At 45.2% G+C, this 15,042-nt stretch carries 16 protein-coding genes; 1 reads left to right on the top strand and 15 read right to left on the bottom strand.

The window, feature by feature from the left end; all coding sequences use genetic code 11:
- Positions 1-106: 106 nt before the first annotated feature.
- Positions 107-1,225: a tRNA 2-thiouridine(34) synthase MnmA gene (mnmA, locus tag IGK14_RS01860; RefSeq protein ID WP_034695311.1), complete on the bottom strand. Its 1,119-nt coding sequence runs from the start codon at positions 1,223-1,225 to the stop codon at positions 107-109.
- 412 nt (positions 1,226-1,637) lie between these two features.
- Here mnmA and IGK14_RS01855 point away from each other — a divergent pair, with 412 nt between their 5' ends.
- Entirely contained in the window at positions 1,638-2,351 is a 714-nt protein-coding gene (locus IGK14_RS01855) for a C39 family peptidase (RefSeq protein WP_010748697.1), read from the top strand.
- A gap of 85 nt (positions 2,352-2,436) precedes the next feature.
- Here IGK14_RS01855 and IGK14_RS01850 read toward each other — a convergent pair whose 3' ends face one another.
- From IGK14_RS01850 to IGK14_RS01785, 14 genes are all read right to left on the bottom strand, one after another.
- Positions 2,437-2,955, bottom strand: coding sequence for an Asp23/Gls24 family envelope stress response protein (locus IGK14_RS01850; protein ID WP_005227237.1), 519 nt, complete (start codon positions 2,953-2,955; stop codon positions 2,437-2,439).
- A 56-nt stretch (positions 2,956-3,011) separates the two neighbouring features.
- Positions 3,012-3,206 carry a DUF2273 domain-containing protein gene (locus IGK14_RS01845; protein WP_005227236.1) on the bottom strand — a complete coding sequence of 65 codons (195 nt, stop codon included), beginning with the start codon at positions 3,204-3,206 and terminating at the stop codon, positions 3,012-3,014.
- 11 nt (positions 3,207-3,217) lie between these two features.
- On the bottom strand, positions 3,218-3,781 hold the full coding sequence (gene amaP, locus IGK14_RS01840; RefSeq protein ID WP_010748696.1) for an alkaline shock response membrane anchor protein AmaP: 564 nt from the start codon (positions 3,779-3,781) through the stop codon (positions 3,218-3,220).
- 205 nt (positions 3,782-3,986) lie between these two features.
- Positions 3,987-4,592, bottom strand: a complete 606-nt coding sequence (locus IGK14_RS01835) for a metallophosphoesterase (RefSeq protein WP_005227234.1) — start codon at positions 4,590-4,592, stop codon at positions 3,987-3,989.
- Positions 4,593-4,633: 41 nt separating this feature from the next.
- Positions 4,634-5,479, bottom strand: coding sequence for an aldo/keto reductase (locus tag IGK14_RS01830; RefSeq protein WP_010748695.1), 846 nt, complete (start codon positions 5,477-5,479; stop codon positions 4,634-4,636).
- A gap of 177 nt (positions 5,480-5,656) precedes the next feature.
- Positions 5,657-5,998 (bottom strand): DUF1831 domain-containing protein, encoded by a 342-nt coding sequence (locus tag IGK14_RS01825; RefSeq protein ID WP_005232263.1) that lies wholly within the window; start codon positions 5,996-5,998, stop codon positions 5,657-5,659.
- 68 nt (positions 5,999-6,066) lie between these two features.
- A complete protein-coding gene (locus IGK14_RS01820; protein WP_438711511.1) occupies positions 6,067-7,206 on the bottom strand; it encodes a cysteine desulfurase family protein in 1,140 nt (379 codons plus the stop codon).
- Between the two features lie 199 nt (positions 7,207-7,405).
- Entirely contained in the window at positions 7,406-8,359 is a 954-nt protein-coding gene (manA, locus tag IGK14_RS01815; protein WP_170920124.1) for a mannose-6-phosphate isomerase, class I, read from the bottom strand.
- Between the two features lie 45 nt (positions 8,360-8,404).
- The gene (locus IGK14_RS01810; protein WP_010748693.1) at positions 8,405-9,421 is read right to left on the bottom strand and encodes a serine hydrolase domain-containing protein; all 1,017 of its coding nucleotides are present in this window, start codon (positions 9,419-9,421) and stop codon (positions 8,405-8,407) included.
- Between the two features lie 199 nt (positions 9,422-9,620).
- Positions 9,621-10,442 (bottom strand): VOC family protein, encoded by an 822-nt coding sequence (locus IGK14_RS01805; RefSeq protein ID WP_010748692.1) that lies wholly within the window; start codon positions 10,440-10,442, stop codon positions 9,621-9,623.
- A gap of 175 nt (positions 10,443-10,617) precedes the next feature.
- The gene (gene argB, locus IGK14_RS01800; RefSeq protein WP_015508861.1) at positions 10,618-11,379 is read right to left on the bottom strand and encodes an acetylglutamate kinase; all 762 of its coding nucleotides are present in this window, start codon (positions 11,377-11,379) and stop codon (positions 10,618-10,620) included.
- Positions 11,380-11,414: 35 nt separating this feature from the next.
- The gene (gene argJ, locus IGK14_RS01795; protein ID WP_438711509.1) at positions 11,415-12,605 is read right to left on the bottom strand and encodes a bifunctional glutamate N-acetyltransferase/amino-acid acetyltransferase ArgJ; all 1,191 of its coding nucleotides are present in this window, start codon (positions 12,603-12,605) and stop codon (positions 11,415-11,417) included.
- Positions 12,606-12,682: 77 nt separating this feature from the next.
- A complete protein-coding gene (gene argC, locus IGK14_RS01790; RefSeq protein WP_010748689.1) occupies positions 12,683-13,705 on the bottom strand; it encodes an N-acetyl-gamma-glutamyl-phosphate reductase in 1,023 nt (340 codons plus the stop codon).
- A 146-nt stretch (positions 13,706-13,851) separates the two neighbouring features.
- Entirely contained in the window at positions 13,852-14,997 is a 1,146-nt protein-coding gene (locus tag IGK14_RS01785; protein WP_081116173.1) for an acetylornithine transaminase, read from the bottom strand.
- Positions 14,998-15,042 lie beyond the last annotated feature (45 nt).

The following is a 15,042-nucleotide window of genomic DNA, read 5'->3' as shown; positions in this document are numbered from 1 at the left end:
GGTTCTCTTGATTACGCAAAACATTCGTTGGTACAAATAAAAAAAGCCCTAGCTAAGTGCAACTGATTGGTTCAGTGGTCTTAGCTAGGGCTGATTGTGTTAGTGGTTAAACATATTGTAATTCTTTGGCTTCTTTGTAGGCTGCATCGATCAAACCGCCGCCCAAGCATTCCATCCCGTCATAAAAAACGACTGCTTGTCCAGGAGTGATGGCGCGGACTGGTTCGTCAAAAATCACTTCTGCTCGATCTCCATCTAATAGACGCACCGTTACCGGTACATCTTGTTGACGGTAGCGGAATTTTGCTGTGCATGAAAATTCCCTGCCGCGGTCTTGTTCTGTAGTAAAGTGGATTTGGCTTGCTTCCAAGCGATCTGCATACAATGCGGGGTGATGGAATCCTTGTCCCACATACAAAGTGTTGGTCGCTAAGTCTTTTCCTACGACAAACCATGGTTCTTGAGTGGCACCGCCGCCGCCAATGCCTAAGCCTTGACGTTGTCCGATGGTGTAGTACATCAAGCCATCGTGTTGTCCTTTGACTTCGCCATCTAATGTAACCATATTGCCTTTTTTCGCTGGCAAGTAATTACTCAAAAATTGTTTGAAATTCTTTTCTCCGATAAAGCAGACACCCGTGGAATCTTTTTTCTTGGCTGTTGCTAGTCCTGCCCGTTCAGCGATCGCTCGTACTTCTGATTTTTCCATGCCGCCTAGTGGGAACATGGTTTTACTCAATTGTTCTTGTGACAATTGGCTTAAGAAATACGTTTGATCTTTGTTGTTATCCACGCCTCGCAACATATGGGTCACGCCGTTTTCATCAACGGTCACTTGCGCATAATGGCCAGTTGCTACATAATCGGCACCAAGATCCATCGCATAATCCAAAAAGGCTTTGAACTTGATTTCCTTGTTACACATGACATCTGGATTTGGTGTCCGTCCGGCACGGTATTCTGCAAGAAAATATTCAAATACACGGTCCCAATATTCTTTTTCGAAATTCACTGAATAATAAGGAATCCCTATTTGCGCAGCCACTTTGGCTACGTCTTTGTAGTCTTCTGTTGCGGTACAAACACCGTTTTCATCGGTATCATCCCAATTTTTCATAAAGATCCCGACAACATCATACCCTTGTTCTTTCAGCAAAAGTGCTGTTACTGACGAGTCTACCCCGCCACTCATTCCAACCACCACACGGGTGTTTTCGTTAGACATGATCGTTTCACCATCATTTCAATTATAGATTCTGAAATCATCTACGATTTGAAGGTCGCAACTTTTCAGTAATTTGCATTATACAACAAAACACAAAAAAGTTCACTGTTTGCTGTCTTTTCTTATAAATTCCTTTTTTAGAAAAGTCATCTGGAGGATACCCGCTGTCTGTTCTCCCCCCATTCAGCCCAATAGAAGAAGCGCTGCTTTTTGTGTATCTTATCGACAACCATCCAAACGACTCCCATTGTTCAAAGACAACTAGATAAGCGAATGCTAAGAAGCCGCATTTTACCTTTTAAACGGTCGTTTGTCATAAAATCGTATGGAATTCTTCAGGAAAAGCAGAAATGCCGCTATCAGAAAAAGACTATACTTCTTTTAGATACTACTTTATGAGGAGGGGCATTTCATGAGATCACACACAGGGATATCGAAAACTAGGAGAAACAACGGAAAGAAAAGAAAGAGCCTTGCGCTACTGCTTTTTCTCATCGGTGGTGTTTTTGTCATTCATTACGTGATTGATCAGGTCAGGGATGCTGCGTTTGATCAGACAGCGCTTGTCTCAAAAGAGTTCACTCACCAAGCCAATCAAGCGATTCAACAAGCGATGGCAGACACGCAGCAAGTGCCGTTGATTGTACAAACCGATCAACGCTGGGGCAATGACACATATGGATATGGAGAAACGCAAAATACGTTTGCAGCAAACGGGTGCGCTATTGCTTCTTTAGCGATGATCGATTCTTTTTGGACGGATCATCCGTCGAATCCTGACAAACTATTAAAGTGGGCTGGCGATCAATTTTATCTTCCCAAACAAGGAACGAGTTGGCAAATCTTTCCTCAGTTTGCCGAAGCTTTTGGTTACCAATTTGCCGATTTAGGAAGTTCCTTTGCGGCTGCCTATGAGAAAATGACACAAGGCATCCCCGTTGTGGTCTCGGTTCAATCAGGAACCTTTACGACCTCAGGACATATCATGGTATTGGCTTTGAACAAAGAAGGAAATGTTCAAGTATTCGATCCTAATGATTCCCCCAAAAAAGCTCATTATGAGAAAAGCTATCCTAACGATGTCTTTCAAGCAGAAGGAATCCATTATTGGAGCTTTTGGCTTTGATGTTCTGACCGGCTGAAGCTGCAAAAACACGCCATTTTTGCGACAAAAAAGACTAGCCGAAGCTAGTCTTTTGCTTATCTTACTATTATTGAACGCGTGGTTCGTTGTTTTCTTGAATACGCGTCGTTGTTCGGTTGAAGGCACCTTTGGCTTTACGTGTTTGTTTTGACGCAAAGTCGCCAGTTGTTTCTGCCGCACTGCTTACTTTGTCTTGAACTGTTTCAGAGTCTTTTTCGAATTGTTCACGTGTTTTGACATCTGCTACGTTCACGTTTACTTCGATGACGTCTAAATTCGTCATTTTGTTGACTTGTGTTGAAACAACCTCTTTGATTTGGTCGTAGATCGTGGTCATGTCGCTGCCGTATTCTGCAACGATATCAAGATCGACTGCCACTTGTTTTTTCCCAACTTCAACGTTGATCCCTGAAGTCACATCATCGGTGTTGACTAATTTACCTGCAATATTTGAGAAGAAACCGCCATCGACTGTTAAGAGTCCGTCTACAGATTCTAATGCAATGCCTACGATTTTTTGAATCACTTTATCTTCGTAAGTTAATTCTCCTTTAACACCTGTTGTTGGTTTTGTTTGGTTTTCCATCGTACATTCCTCCTACTATAATCTTGATATAAATTAAACTAATAATGTTACCAAGGTTAACGGCGCGGTCTTTGAAATTGTTCAAAGAATCCGACTTCTTTGAGATAAAATCCCAGATACATACCTAGTGCCGTAAACAGCACCAGCAGTATGGTTTTCAAAAAGCCGATCGTTAGAAACAGGATCGCTAGGATCAAACCGAAGCCTGCAAAGATAAGTGGGATCTTATAGTGGTAGAACCATTCACTCATACCTGTTCCTCCTAAACTACACGCGGCTGGTCATGGGCTGCTGGCGTTTCTTGCGTATCTTTTAAGACAACTTCCGTTTGGATATTGCTTTCGATACCGAAAAGCTGCTGCAGACTGCTGCTGATCTCACCAACCAATGCTTCTTGTTTTTGCGGGATGGCTGCTGTTTGTTTCATTTCTCCATCGATTTTTACGGATACTTTATTCTTGACGATTTTGATTTTTACGGATGGCTGATGGATGAAATCTGCTTGTTTCACCCGTTCAAGCACAAAATGCTCTAACGCCTTCTTCTGAATCACTAAATCGCCTGTCTTATGGGAAATGATCAAGCGGTCCGAACGTTTTGGATAAAACAAAACGACAAAGAGCGCGATCACGGTAAAAATGGCAAAGCCAACAGATAACCAAAAGAGCAGCATACTCATGGAAGATCCGACCCAAGGATATTCATCCAAAGGAATCAAGTAAACAGGCAATAAAGCCGCTTGCTGATTGGCGATGATCCCAAAATAAAAGACAAGTAAGAGTAAAAGCAATCCGATGATAAAAATCACTTTAGAAATCTTACGCATTGGCAACCTCCTTTACTGCTTTCTACTTAAAGCATACACATTTCTTAAATATCCATCAAATAATAACTCTTGGAATCGATTATTTTTTACATATAAAGTTTATTTTTATCAAAAAAATTTCCTTAATCAAAGCTTGCTGTCAAAGTCATCACAAAAAAAGCAAGCCGCCCAAATCTGTTTGGACGCTTGCTTTTTTTGTTATCTGTTAACGAGCCAGCTTAGTAAGTTCTTGTTGTTTTGCATGATACAACACCGCCAGTTCATTTTCGGAAACTGGCCGACCAAAAGGACGCGGCTGTGGCAGAAACGCCAATTCTGGTGCATCGACTCCTACGTTGAGATTCTCAGCGATCGGTACACTGTGATGATGAATATGCCCATGCAGATTGCGGCTGTTTTTGGTGATCCCCAGCAGCATAGGATAATGGGTCAGTATAAATTGCTGATGAGCAAACTTCAGCAAGACACCGACATCTTCAAACGCATACTTTTCGGCTCCCAAACAACCAGGATCATGCTTGCGCAAGTACGCAAAGAAAGCTCGGGTATCATGATTGCCTTTGATAAAAACGATTTTGCCCTGCAGCTGTGCTAACAGCGCAGCAATTTCTGGAAAGCCCGCTTCGTAATCAGGGTGCATCGCGACATCCCCTAAATGATAGACGACATCTTTATCCGCCACGACCTCATTCCAGCTGGCGATCATCGTTTCATGCATTTGCGTCACTGTCTCAAAGGGGCGTGGGGCAAAGTCATTGTCCCCGAGCAAGGCTGCATGAAAATAGTGGGTATCAGACGTAAAAAATTTCATAGTCGCTCCTTACCTTGGTGCTTTTTCTGTGATCAGCGTCTTCAAATCATCGCTAGCGGCTGCTTTTTCGTCGGTGCAGGAAACCGCGCATCGATTGCTGCCAATTCGCTTTTGGAAAAAACGATTTTGCAAGCTTCAATGTTCTGCAGCATATGCAGCGAGTCACTGGTTTGGGGGATCGCTAAGACGTGGGGTTGTCGAAGGGTCCATGCCAAAAGCAGCTGAAAAATCGTGCAGCCTTTGGCTTCTGCCAGCTCTTTCAACACTTCATCATTTTTGAAGTGGTGCCCTAGCCGATCGCCTTGAGCAATGGGTGAGTAGGCAATCACAGGAATCTCAGCCTCTGCCTGCCAAGGCAAAAGATCGTATTCGATCCCCCGGGCACCTAAATTATAGAGTACTTGGTTGGCGGCACATTGATCGCCGTTTTCTAACCGCAACAGCTCCTCCATATCTGCCACGTCAAAATTAGAGACGCCCCATGCACGAATCTTTCCAGAAGCTTTGGCAGCTTCTAGTGCGTCAACTGTTTCTGCTAACGGCACATCTCCTCGCCAGTGGAGCAGATACAAATCAAGATAGTCGGTGCCTAAACGCGCTAAGCTGCGGTCTAAAGCTTTCGGCAATTCATCTGCGGAGGCATTCCAAGGATAGACTTTTGAAATCAAATAAAGATCCCCTCGTGTAAAGGGCTGGATCGCCTTGCCAACTAGTGTTTCTGCGTTTCCCTCGCCGTACATTTCTGCGGTATCGATGACAGCCGCTCCAGCTTTGATGCCCGCTTGCAACGCATCGATCTCGGCTTTTTCCTTGGCTGGGTCATCCCCCATATGCCAAGTCCCCATGCCGACGGCTAGCACTGATTGCTTGTTTAAGGATCGTTTCATCTTGATTCCCTCTTTCTCGTCTTAACTCATCCTGTTCCTGCGAACACCTAGGGTTTGTTTTCTATAGTATAAAAAGAAACCGCCAAAGATACAAAAGAAGTGTATCAATCCCATGCCTGCTTGGCGGAGTGACACACTTCTTGCCCTTTGAATGATATAGCTGCTTTTGACAAAAGCTTACGCTTTGACAAACAACCCGCGGCTGATAAAACCATCCATTAAAAAGTAAAATTTTTCTTGCAACATTTTGTGCTGTTCATCTTTGAAAATATTGACTGCTTTTAACCCATTGGCTGTCGTGATGGACATCTTGAAGGTTTGCAGATCTTTTGCAACAGTGATTTTTAATTTAAAGCCTTCTTTGCTTTGGGGTGTTGCTTCAAGGCCGCGAATCAATTGGAAGTTGCCGCCGTTCGTTTCTGTAAAGCCATTGTCCCGCAACGTATATTTTTTTGCTTCAGGAGCAATGCGGTATTGGGTTGCTGCGCCTAAAACGGTTGCTGTTGTTTCAAATGCCATGTTCTTCACCTCTTTAACATCATTTCTTTCATTATAAATAGTTTTCAGCGAGATTGCTAGCTGTTCTCCTACTTTTTCGTGGCTAAGACAGTTTCTGCTAATAGCTGAGCAAATGCTTCGATTCCCGCCAATGTGTTGCCATAGCCAAAGCTGACTCTGACCGATTCCCGAATAGCTGGATGCTCTTTGCCCACCATCGCTTCGAGCACATGGGAGGGCTCCACATTGCCCGCCGTACAAGCGCTGCCTGTCGAGATCGCAGCCCCTTTTAAGTCCAATTTCATCAGCAGCAAGTCACTGCTGACACCTGGGAAACGCAGATTCAAAATATGCGGCAATTTGTGTGCTGGATCACCATTCAACTGAACATCGACGCCTTGTGCTGCTAAGGTCTCCATCAGCACATCGGCAAACGTTTGATATTGTTCCGCCGCTGCTTGCTGCGCTTCGGGGGTATGCAAAGAAGCTGCTTTGGCCATTCCCATGATGGCTGCTAAGTTTTCCGTCCCTGCTCGCCGTTTTTCTTCTTGCTCGCCGCCATGGAGTAGCGCAGGCAGCGACAAGCCATCTCGTTTATACAAAAAGCCGATCCCTTTTGGTCCGTTGATTTTGTGAGCAGAAATGCTTAGAAGATCAATACTGTTTTCATTGATTTCAAGCGGGATCTTGCCATAAGCTTGCACGGCATCGGTATGAAACACGGCGGGATGCTCCCGTAAAAGGGCCCCAATTTCTGCAATCGGCAGCAAATTGCCCGTTTCATTGTTTGCCGTCATTATGGATACTAAAATCGTATCGGGACGTAAGGCAGCCTCAACTTCACTGACGGCCAATTGCCCCTTTTGATCTACGGGCAAATAGGTCACCTCAAAGCCTAAGCCTTCTAAATAGCGCATACTCTCAATGACCGCCGGATGTTCGATCTGGGTCGTAATGATATGTTTGCCTTGTGCTTGTTTGCTAAGGGCTGTACCGATGATTGCTGTATTATCACTTTCGGTACCACCACTATTAAAAATGATCTCATGTTCTTTGACTCCTAGCTGCTGAGCGATCGCTTGACGAGCCAATTCTAATTGGGTGTGGGCGTCTCGACCATAATGATGAATGCTTGATGGATTGCCAAAAAATGTCTGCATCGTTTCACTCATCACTTTGATCACTTCTGGATGCAGCGGTGTCGTTGCTGCATGATCTAAGTAAACCATTCTTTTCACCTATCCTTCATTACTGCCATTATAACAAATCTTCCTCAGACGTCTATCGTGAGTGTCCATACGAAAAAACCTGTCAGTCAAAAGCGGAAAAATCGCCAATGATGACAGGCAGCTGAACGAGTTCAGCCTTACGAAAAATCAGGAACGTGTGCTGTTTTGCTTGTGCGGCTCACGTCACTTACTGATCGTTTTATTTTTTTCCAGGTTCAGAGGCAATGACAGTCAATTCACCAACCAATTCCCATTTCTTGATCGGGTTTGGCAAAATGCAGCTCGTGCCCATTTTTAGTTCATAGGAATGACCGTCGATCATCAAATGCCCATACCCATCGATCACGGTCATCAAAGTATAATCGGCCTTTTGTGCCAACGATAATTTCCCACGTACTTCCCACTCATACACATTGAAAAATGGCGTTTCAAGATAGGTAACGACTGCTGATTGTCCTTGTTTGACCTCACGGATCGATAATTCTGGCGTCCGTGCAGGAATCGTCGTCACATCGATCGATTGTTGGATATGCAGCTCCCGAGTTTGTCCTTGATCATCGGTACGATCATAGTCGTACACCCGATAAGTCGTATCCGAACTCTGCTGGGTTTCCAAGATCATGATCCCTTTTCCAATGGCATGGATCGTTCCGCTTGGCACATAGAAGAAATCGCCTTTTTTCACAGGGACTTTTGTTAACAAATCATCCCAACGACCCGCTTCGATCATTTCCGCAAGTTCTTCTTTGGTTTGGGCATGGTGGCCATAAATGATTTCCGCACCTGGTTCGGCATCAATGATGTACCAGCATTCCGTTTTCCCTAATTCCCCTTCATGGGCTAACCCATATGTGTCATCAGGATGGACTTGAACGGATAGATCATCTTCTGCGTCTAAAATTTTAATTAATAATGGAAAGACTGGTTCGTCTGAATGACCAAATAGTTCTTGATGGTCTTGCCAAAGATCCGCCAATGTTTTGCCTTTAAACGGCCCATTTTCAATGACGCTCACCCCATGAGGATGCGCACTGATCGCCCAATCTTCACCGATCTTGTCGCTCGGTAAATCAAAACCAAAAACAGAATGCAGGCGACTGCCGCCCCAAATTTTTTCTTGAAAAACAGGTTTCATAAACAATGGTTCCATAATTGTTCCCCTCTCTAGTTGTTCGTGCATATTATAGCATGAATCCGCTTATTCGGCAGTTTCTTTTAAGTAACATTGCAGGATTTCGTCACGATGACCCAAATAGCTTTCTCGATGATCCACTGGATGGACCCGATTCGATAAGAAAATAAACGCTTTTTTGTTAGGGATATCTACTGCGAGAAACGTGCCTGTATAGCCTGTATGAAATAATTGATACGGTGCACCTAACAAGTCCCAACCATAGGTGCGAGGCTTTGTGCTTTCAGGCGTCTGCCTGTGAGTCAGCGCCTGCATGACTTTTTCTGAGAAAAACGGCGCTCCTTGCTGCTGACCATTTGCCAGTAACAGTTGAACGAAAAGCGTCAAGTCATCCACGGTAGAAAACAACCCTGCGTTGCCGGCATGGTTTCCCAACACTCGTGCCTTAGGATCATGGGTGATTCCTCTAAGGATGCTGCCGTCTGGCTGCTGCTGGGTAGGAACGATCATTGGCAGCTGTGAGGGAGGAAAAGGCGGAAAGCCGCTGTTCTTCATGCCTAAAGGCGTCAAGACTTCTTCTTGAAAAATCTCGGTCACTGGTTTTTGATACAGCTCCTCCAATAAAAAGCCCAGCAAAATCGTCCCAGTATCCGTATAGTTGACCGTTTGACCGATCGTATCACTGCTTTCAAGCTGCAAATACGCCTTGCGCAAGGCAGCAGCATCCAACTGGTCTCGATGAGGAATCCACGTGTTGATGGCTGCCGTATGCGTCAGCAAGTGCTTGATCGTTACCAGATCGTCTTTAAACGCTGGCAGCCAACGAGTAAGCGGCGCCTCCATCTCGATTTTTTCTTGATCCCACAATTTTAACAGAACACTCGTTGTACAAACGACTTTCGTCAATGAGGCTAAATCAAACAAATGATCTTTCGTCATAGGTTCGGTTTTCGGAAGAAGCGCTGCCTGTCCGAATACATGGGTCTCTTGGGTTTCACCAGCGATAAAACGCAGCACCGCTCCTGGGAAAACGGTCGGCATTTTTTCTTGAATGAGCTGTACTGTTTTTGGGTACATTGTCATCGTTCCATACTCGCTCCTTTCAGGCTTGTCTTGCTTCTAACTTTAGCACTTTTTAGCAGCAAACAAAACTCGTTATCCCCTTTTTTCCTCCAACTATCCGACTCGATCAGCTAGTCGATTCGCTTGCTTGGTTTCTTAGTCATCAAAAAACATCGACTACTCAAAAGAGTTTCCGATGTTTTTTCTTATCTATTTAGATTTATTTTTTAACGATAAACCACCATTCGATACCGATCGCATCGTAGGTCGTCAACAACTTCCGTTTTTTGTCGATGAAAAACTCTTGCTTCTTCTCAGACAAGTGCTTTTCCAATGTATCGATATCTTCTTGACTGATGGAGATTTTCAAGAAGTCTAAGCCAAGCACCTCATGGGTCGGCAAATCGATCGTACCACCTTGTGCTTCAGTCAAGCCGACTTGGAAGTCACCATCATTGAGGATAAATTCCTTCGTTTCGGCTTCTTTTGTTTTCAAGCCTAAGCTTTCTTCTAAGAAAAGCTGCTCTTTGGCTAGATCACTGACGTTTAAATACAGCTTGCCAAAATGAGCTTCTTTTGATAAGCCAGCCGCTTTTGCAGGTGCCGCTTTGATCAATTCTGCTTCGTCTTTTGGTACCGCAGTTCCTGCGGGTGCTGTAAATAAGACTTCAATTTTGTTCCCTTCTGGATCAGCTATAATAAAGCCTAATTGATTCGCTTCATAACGAGCTTCTTCGAAAGCAATCGCTTTTTGTTGGGCATTGCTCGCGATAGTTGCCGCTTCTTCTAATGAGGATACGGCTAAGACGATGCGCTGCATTTTTTTGATCTCGCCGAAGTGATCGTTGGCACGCGGGCTTTCTTCCAACCATAAAACTTCTCTATCTAATCCTTTTAGACCAAAGATGGCCAATTCATTTTCTTCTCTTTTCAACTCAAAACCAAGTACATCCCGATAAAAGGCAATCGCTTGATCGCGGTCTTTTACCCGGATTGCAACAGTCAGCAACTTCGTACTGCTCCCCAATAAGAAATCTGTCATTGTTTCTCCCCCTACTTACATATGTACTCATTGTACTGATAAAACGAAATTCTAGCAAATGAAATCCCTACCTATTTTATTCTTTTTTTAGAGAAAATAAGAAGAAAAGCACAGAAAAGTCAGAATTTTGCATTTTTATGAGTAGAGAAGAGGCATTTGGGTGTTGCTAATGACTTCAGCTACAGACAGCTGCGGCTGGACTTGCCGCGAGGATCTGGGTTCCTAAACGATCGATTCGATCGGTGATACAAACGGCAGCTACCCCTGCTTTCAAGGCTTTCTGCGCACTTTTTAGTTTTGGCAGCATGCCGCCTGTGACTACTTCTTCGGTGATCAAACGGGGGATCTCTTCAAAAGAAACAGCTGATAACCACTGGCTTTCTTGCTTGATCCCAGGGACATCCGTCAACAAATATAGTTTTTCTGCTTGTAAACTAGCAGCAACCTGACACGCTACTTCATCGGCATTGATGTTCAGCCATTGCCCCTCTGGGGTAATTCCTAGCGGTGCCAGGATCGGGACATGTTTTTTCTCTGTCAAGAGCTTCAGGAAAGCAGCGTTGATTTGTTGAACCTTCCCCACCTGTCCTAATTTTTCTTCATCAATGACTTCTCCTTGAATCAGTTGATCACAGCCAGCATTCAGTCCTACGGCATGGAACCCAGCTTGCTGGAAAGCGGTCGTGATCAGCGGTTGAACTTGTCCCAAAAGGACCATTCTAGTTACTTCAAGCGTCTGGGGGTCGGTCACCCGCAGGCCGTCTTTGATCGTGACTGTCAACGCCATTTTCTCCATCATTTCTGAGATGTAGTGACCACCGCCATGGACGATGACTACTTTTTTGCCCGCAGCTTGCCAGTCTGCTATCGTCTCAAAGAATGACGGGGTTAAATTGTCTGAGGCGACACCGCCGATTTTTACTACGATCGTTTCCATCTACTCGCTCCTTTTTGTCTAGTACCTGATTTCTTTCAGGTATGATATAGTGCGTTGATTTTCACATAGTCATACGTCAGATCACAGCCCCAAGCGGTGCCAACACCTGCCCCTTCTTTCAGCTCGACAACGACTTTGACTTCATTTTCCGCCAATTGTTCTTGCATGATGGTTTCGTCAAAAGCTACCGGTGTCCCTTGGACAAAGACGGGAATGTCGGCTAATGCAATCAATACCGTTGCTGGATCGATCGGCTGCCCACTATAGCCCACTGCACATAAGATACGCCCCCAGTTCGGGTCTTTGCCAAAGAGAGCTGTTTTGACCAGTGGCGAACCGACGATGGTTTTGCTGATCATTCGGGCTGCTTCATCGGTCACAGCTCCACTCGTATGAGCTTCGATCAATTTGCTGGCGCCTTCTCCGTCCTTTGCAACTGCTTTGGCTAGTGCGGTCAGAACTGATTTGAGCATCCCTTTAAACTCATGATAAGCTGGCGTGTCAGCTTCGATCGTTGGATTTTTGGCTAACCCGTTAGCTAAAACTAACACCATATCATTGGTGGATGTATCGCCATCGACCGTGATTTGATTGAAGGTAACGTCGGTTAATTCTTTCAGCAGTACTTGCAAGAGTGCTGGAGCGATCGCCGCATCCGTCGTAACAAAGGCCAGCATCGTAGCCATATTGGGATGGATCATACCAGACCCTTTGGCACAGCCCGCAACAGTCACCGTTTTGTCAGCGATCGTTGATTGGATGACACTGCTTTTTTCAGTCAGATCCGTCGTCAAAATCGCTCGTTGAAATCGGTGGGCATCCCCTTGCCTGTTTAGTTGCTGAATCCCTGCAGTGATTTTTTCCATCGGTAAGCTCTTACCAATGATCCCGGTGGAGGCTACCGCAAAGGCTTCGGGACTCGTATGCAGCTGGGCTGCTGCCAATTCTGCCATCTCTTGTGCATCTTTTAAACCTTGCTCCCCGGTACAAGCATTGGCATTGCCCGCATTGACGATCACACCTTGCAAGGTGCCTGCTTGCATTTTTTCCTTTGTAACGAGAATGGGTGCTGCTTGTACTTGATTGGTGGTAAAGACTGCTGCAGCACTGGCTGGCACTTCAGAGACGATCCAACCAAGATCGACTTTCTCTTTCTTCAGACCGCAATGCAGACCGTCGGCAAAAAAACCTTTGGGGGTTGCGATCGTTCCTTCGATTTCTTTCATTTTCTTTCCTCCTACTGCCACCTTTTGCGGATTGTCCACTGGCTGACACGAGTATCCTCACGCGTCTGTTGGCTATTTTATGGATATAACGGTGCTTGCATAAGACCAGTCGTTTCTGGTATCTTTGCCCATCGATTGAAGTTTTGGATCGCTTGGCCAGCAGCCCCTTTGCCTAAATTATCGATCACTGCGATAACGGTCAACACTTGGGTCAGCGGATTGAAACATATGCCAATGTCACAAAAATTCGTTCCCGTCACTTGCCGCAGCTCGGGCAGCTTTCCTAACGGTTGCACTCGGACAAACGGATGGTCTTGATACGTTTTTACGTACTGCTCATAGATGTCCTCTTGCGAAATCGCGTCTTTGATAGGCGCATAAAGCGTCATAAAGATCCCTCTTTTGACAGGCAGTAAGCTGGTAGAAAATTGGATCGGCGGCATTGCCTGATCCCATTGCTGAAACTGCTGCATGATCTCAGGAATGTGCTGATGCTGATTTGGCTTATACATCGTCATGTTATCCGCAGCGGTTGCAAAGTGACTGCTGTCCGTCAATTTCTTACCAGCACCCGACAAACCCGACTTGCCATCAAAAATCAACGTACCGCTGAATAGTTTTTGCTGAACCAACGGCGCAGCAGCTAAAATGGCAGCAGTCGCATAACAGCCTGGATTGGCGATCAAATTGCCAGGAGTCGGTGCAAACTCAGGCAGCGAATAGGTCGCTTGTGCCAACAACTCGGCAGGTGCAGCTTCTTGGTGATACCATTTTTGATAGCTATCCCGATCCTTCAATCGCAGATCACCAGAAAGGTCAATCACTGGAAAGTCATTTGCGACAAGAGTCGCTGCGAGTTCTTTGCTGATTCCAGCAGGAGTCGCAAAAAACACGAGTTGATTTTCCTTTTGGATTTTTTCTGCATCAAAAGGTTCGATCAGCCGCTCTGTCAGTCCAATTAAATGAGGATACAAAACAGATGAATTTTCATGCATAGAATGACTATGCAAGGTGCCCACCTCCAATTGGGGATGTTGCTGGATCAAACGAATCAATTCAATTCCGGTATACCCTGTTACACCAACGATTGCTGCCTTCAAACACGTCACTCCTCAAAAGAATTTACTTAAGATTATAAGAAACTCCCATCGCTCTGTCAATGATTATTTATAAAACTATTCAAAATAAATTCACTATTATTCGGTTTTTATAAGAAAAAAAGCCCGAAAAATCTATTTTTATGCAATTATGCTAAGACAGCTTGCAAAATCGCCAAGGCTGCTGTCGTTTCCTCTTGCGAGATCGTTAAAGGCGGCAGCAAGCGCAAAACCTTGGATCCCGCTTTTAATGCGAGGAGGCCTTGGTTCCGCAGTTGGGTCAACACGGATTGCAAGCTTTCCGAATCGGCTAATTCGATACCGATCATCAATCCTTTCCCACGAATCGCCTGCACCTTAGATAGTCCTTGCAATCCGTCGAGAAACTGCTGCTGGCGCAAGTGAACATTGACTTGAATGTCCCCTTCTTGCAACACACTGCAAACAGCACTAGCAGCAGCCATCGCTAATTTATTGCCACCAAAGGTCGAACCGTGACTACCGGGTCCAAAAGCCGTTTGCAAATGGCTTTTGCCTAGCATCGCTCCGACAGGGATCCCGTTACCAAGCCCTTTTGCTACGGTAAAAAGATCAGGTTCAATGCCATATCCTTCAAAAGCAAACAGGGTTCCTGTCCGTCCCATCCCGGTTTGGATCTCATCCACCACCAGTAGTACCCCCAACTCCTGACAAAGGGCTGCCACCGCTTGGACCCACGCCACCTCAGCAGGGATCACACCGCCTTCGCCTTGGATCAATTCTAAAAACACGGCTGCCGTCTGCTCATCTAAAACGGCTTGCAATGCCTCAAGGTCATTAAAGGGTACATACACCATCTCTGGTACTAACGGTCCAAACCCATCATGGATACTACTTTGCCCAGTCAAAGACATCGCCCCAAAGGTTCGACCATGGAAAGATTGTTCAAAACTAATGACTTTGCTGCGGCCAGTCGCTTTGCGAGCCAGCTTTAAAGCAGCTTCGTTCGCCTCAGCGCCACTATTGCAAAAATAAGCCAGATACGGTTCGTCTGAGGCGCTCTTTTGATTTTGGGTCAGCTTCTGGGCAACTTCTTCTTGCAACTGGCTGTCATACAAATTCGGCACATGCCAAATCTGCTCTGCTTGGGTCATCAACGCGGCTTGCACTTTGGGATGCCCATAACCGAGATTAACGACCCCGATGCCACTTGTTAAATCTAAATATTGGTTGCCTTGCGAATCTACCACATAGCTGCCGTTGCCTTGCTGGATGTCGATGGGTAAACGGCTGTAATTAGGAAAAAGATGACTCATTGGTTTCACTCCTTGTCTTGGATCATTCGAAATTATGTATTAATA

This window comes from Enterococcus sp. DIV0970a (genome assembly GCF_051711265.1).
In the GTDB taxonomy this organism is placed as follows: Bacteria; Bacillota; Bacilli; order Lactobacillales; family Enterococcaceae; genus Enterococcus_D; species Enterococcus_D casseliflavus.
Note: the sequence above shows the minus strand (reverse complement) of the source record. Positions and strands in the feature narration are given on the sequence as shown.

What these genes read in the sequence shown, in the direction of transcription:
- mnmA (WP_034695311.1), bottom strand. Translation starts at nt 1,225, where the DNA reads ATGTCTAACGAAAACACCCGTGTGGTGGTTGGAATGAGTGGCGGGGTA.
- IGK14_RS01855 (WP_010748697.1), top strand. Translation starts at nt 1,638, where the DNA reads ATGAGATCACACACAGGGATATCGAAAACTAGGAGAAACAACGGAAAG.
- IGK14_RS01850 (WP_005227237.1), bottom strand. Translation starts at nt 2,955, where the DNA reads ATGGAAAACCAAACAAAACCAACAACAGGTGTTAAAGGAGAATTAACT.
- IGK14_RS01845 (WP_005227236.1), bottom strand. Translation starts at nt 3,206, where the DNA reads ATGAGTGAATGGTTCTACCACTATAAGATCCCACTTATCTTTGCAGGC.
- amaP (WP_010748696.1), bottom strand. Translation starts at nt 3,781, where the DNA reads ATGCGTAAGATTTCTAAAGTGATTTTTATCATCGGATTGCTTTTACTC.
- IGK14_RS01835 (WP_005227234.1), bottom strand. Translation starts at nt 4,592, where the DNA reads ATGAAATTTTTTACGTCTGATACCCACTATTTTCATGCAGCCTTGCTC.
- IGK14_RS01830 (WP_010748695.1), bottom strand. Translation starts at nt 5,479, where the DNA reads ATGAAACGATCCTTAAACAAGCAATCAGTGCTAGCCGTCGGCATGGGG.
- IGK14_RS01825 (WP_005232263.1), bottom strand. Translation starts at nt 5,998, where the DNA reads ATGGCATTTGAAACAACAGCAACCGTTTTAGGCGCAGCAACCCAATAC.
- IGK14_RS01820 (WP_438711511.1), bottom strand. Translation starts at nt 7,206, where the DNA reads ATGGTTTACTTAGATCATGCAGCAACGACACCGCTGCATCCAGAAGTG.
- IGK14_RS01810 (WP_010748693.1), bottom strand. Translation starts at nt 9,421, where the DNA reads ATGACAATGTACCCAAAAACAGTACAGCTCATTCAAGAAAAAATGCCG.
- IGK14_RS01805 (WP_010748692.1), bottom strand. Translation starts at nt 10,442, where the DNA reads ATGACAGATTTCTTATTGGGGAGCAGTACGAAGTTGCTGACTGTTGCA.
- argB (WP_015508861.1), bottom strand. Translation starts at nt 11,379, where the DNA reads ATGGAAACGATCGTAGTAAAAATCGGCGGTGTCGCCTCAGACAATTTA.
- argJ (WP_438711509.1), bottom strand. Translation starts at nt 12,605, where the DNA reads ATGAAAGAAATCGAAGGAACGATCGCAACCCCCAAAGGTTTTTTTGCC.
- IGK14_RS01785 (WP_081116173.1), bottom strand. Translation starts at nt 14,997, where the DNA reads ATGAGTCATCTTTTTCCTAATTACAGCCGTTTACCCATCGACATCCAG.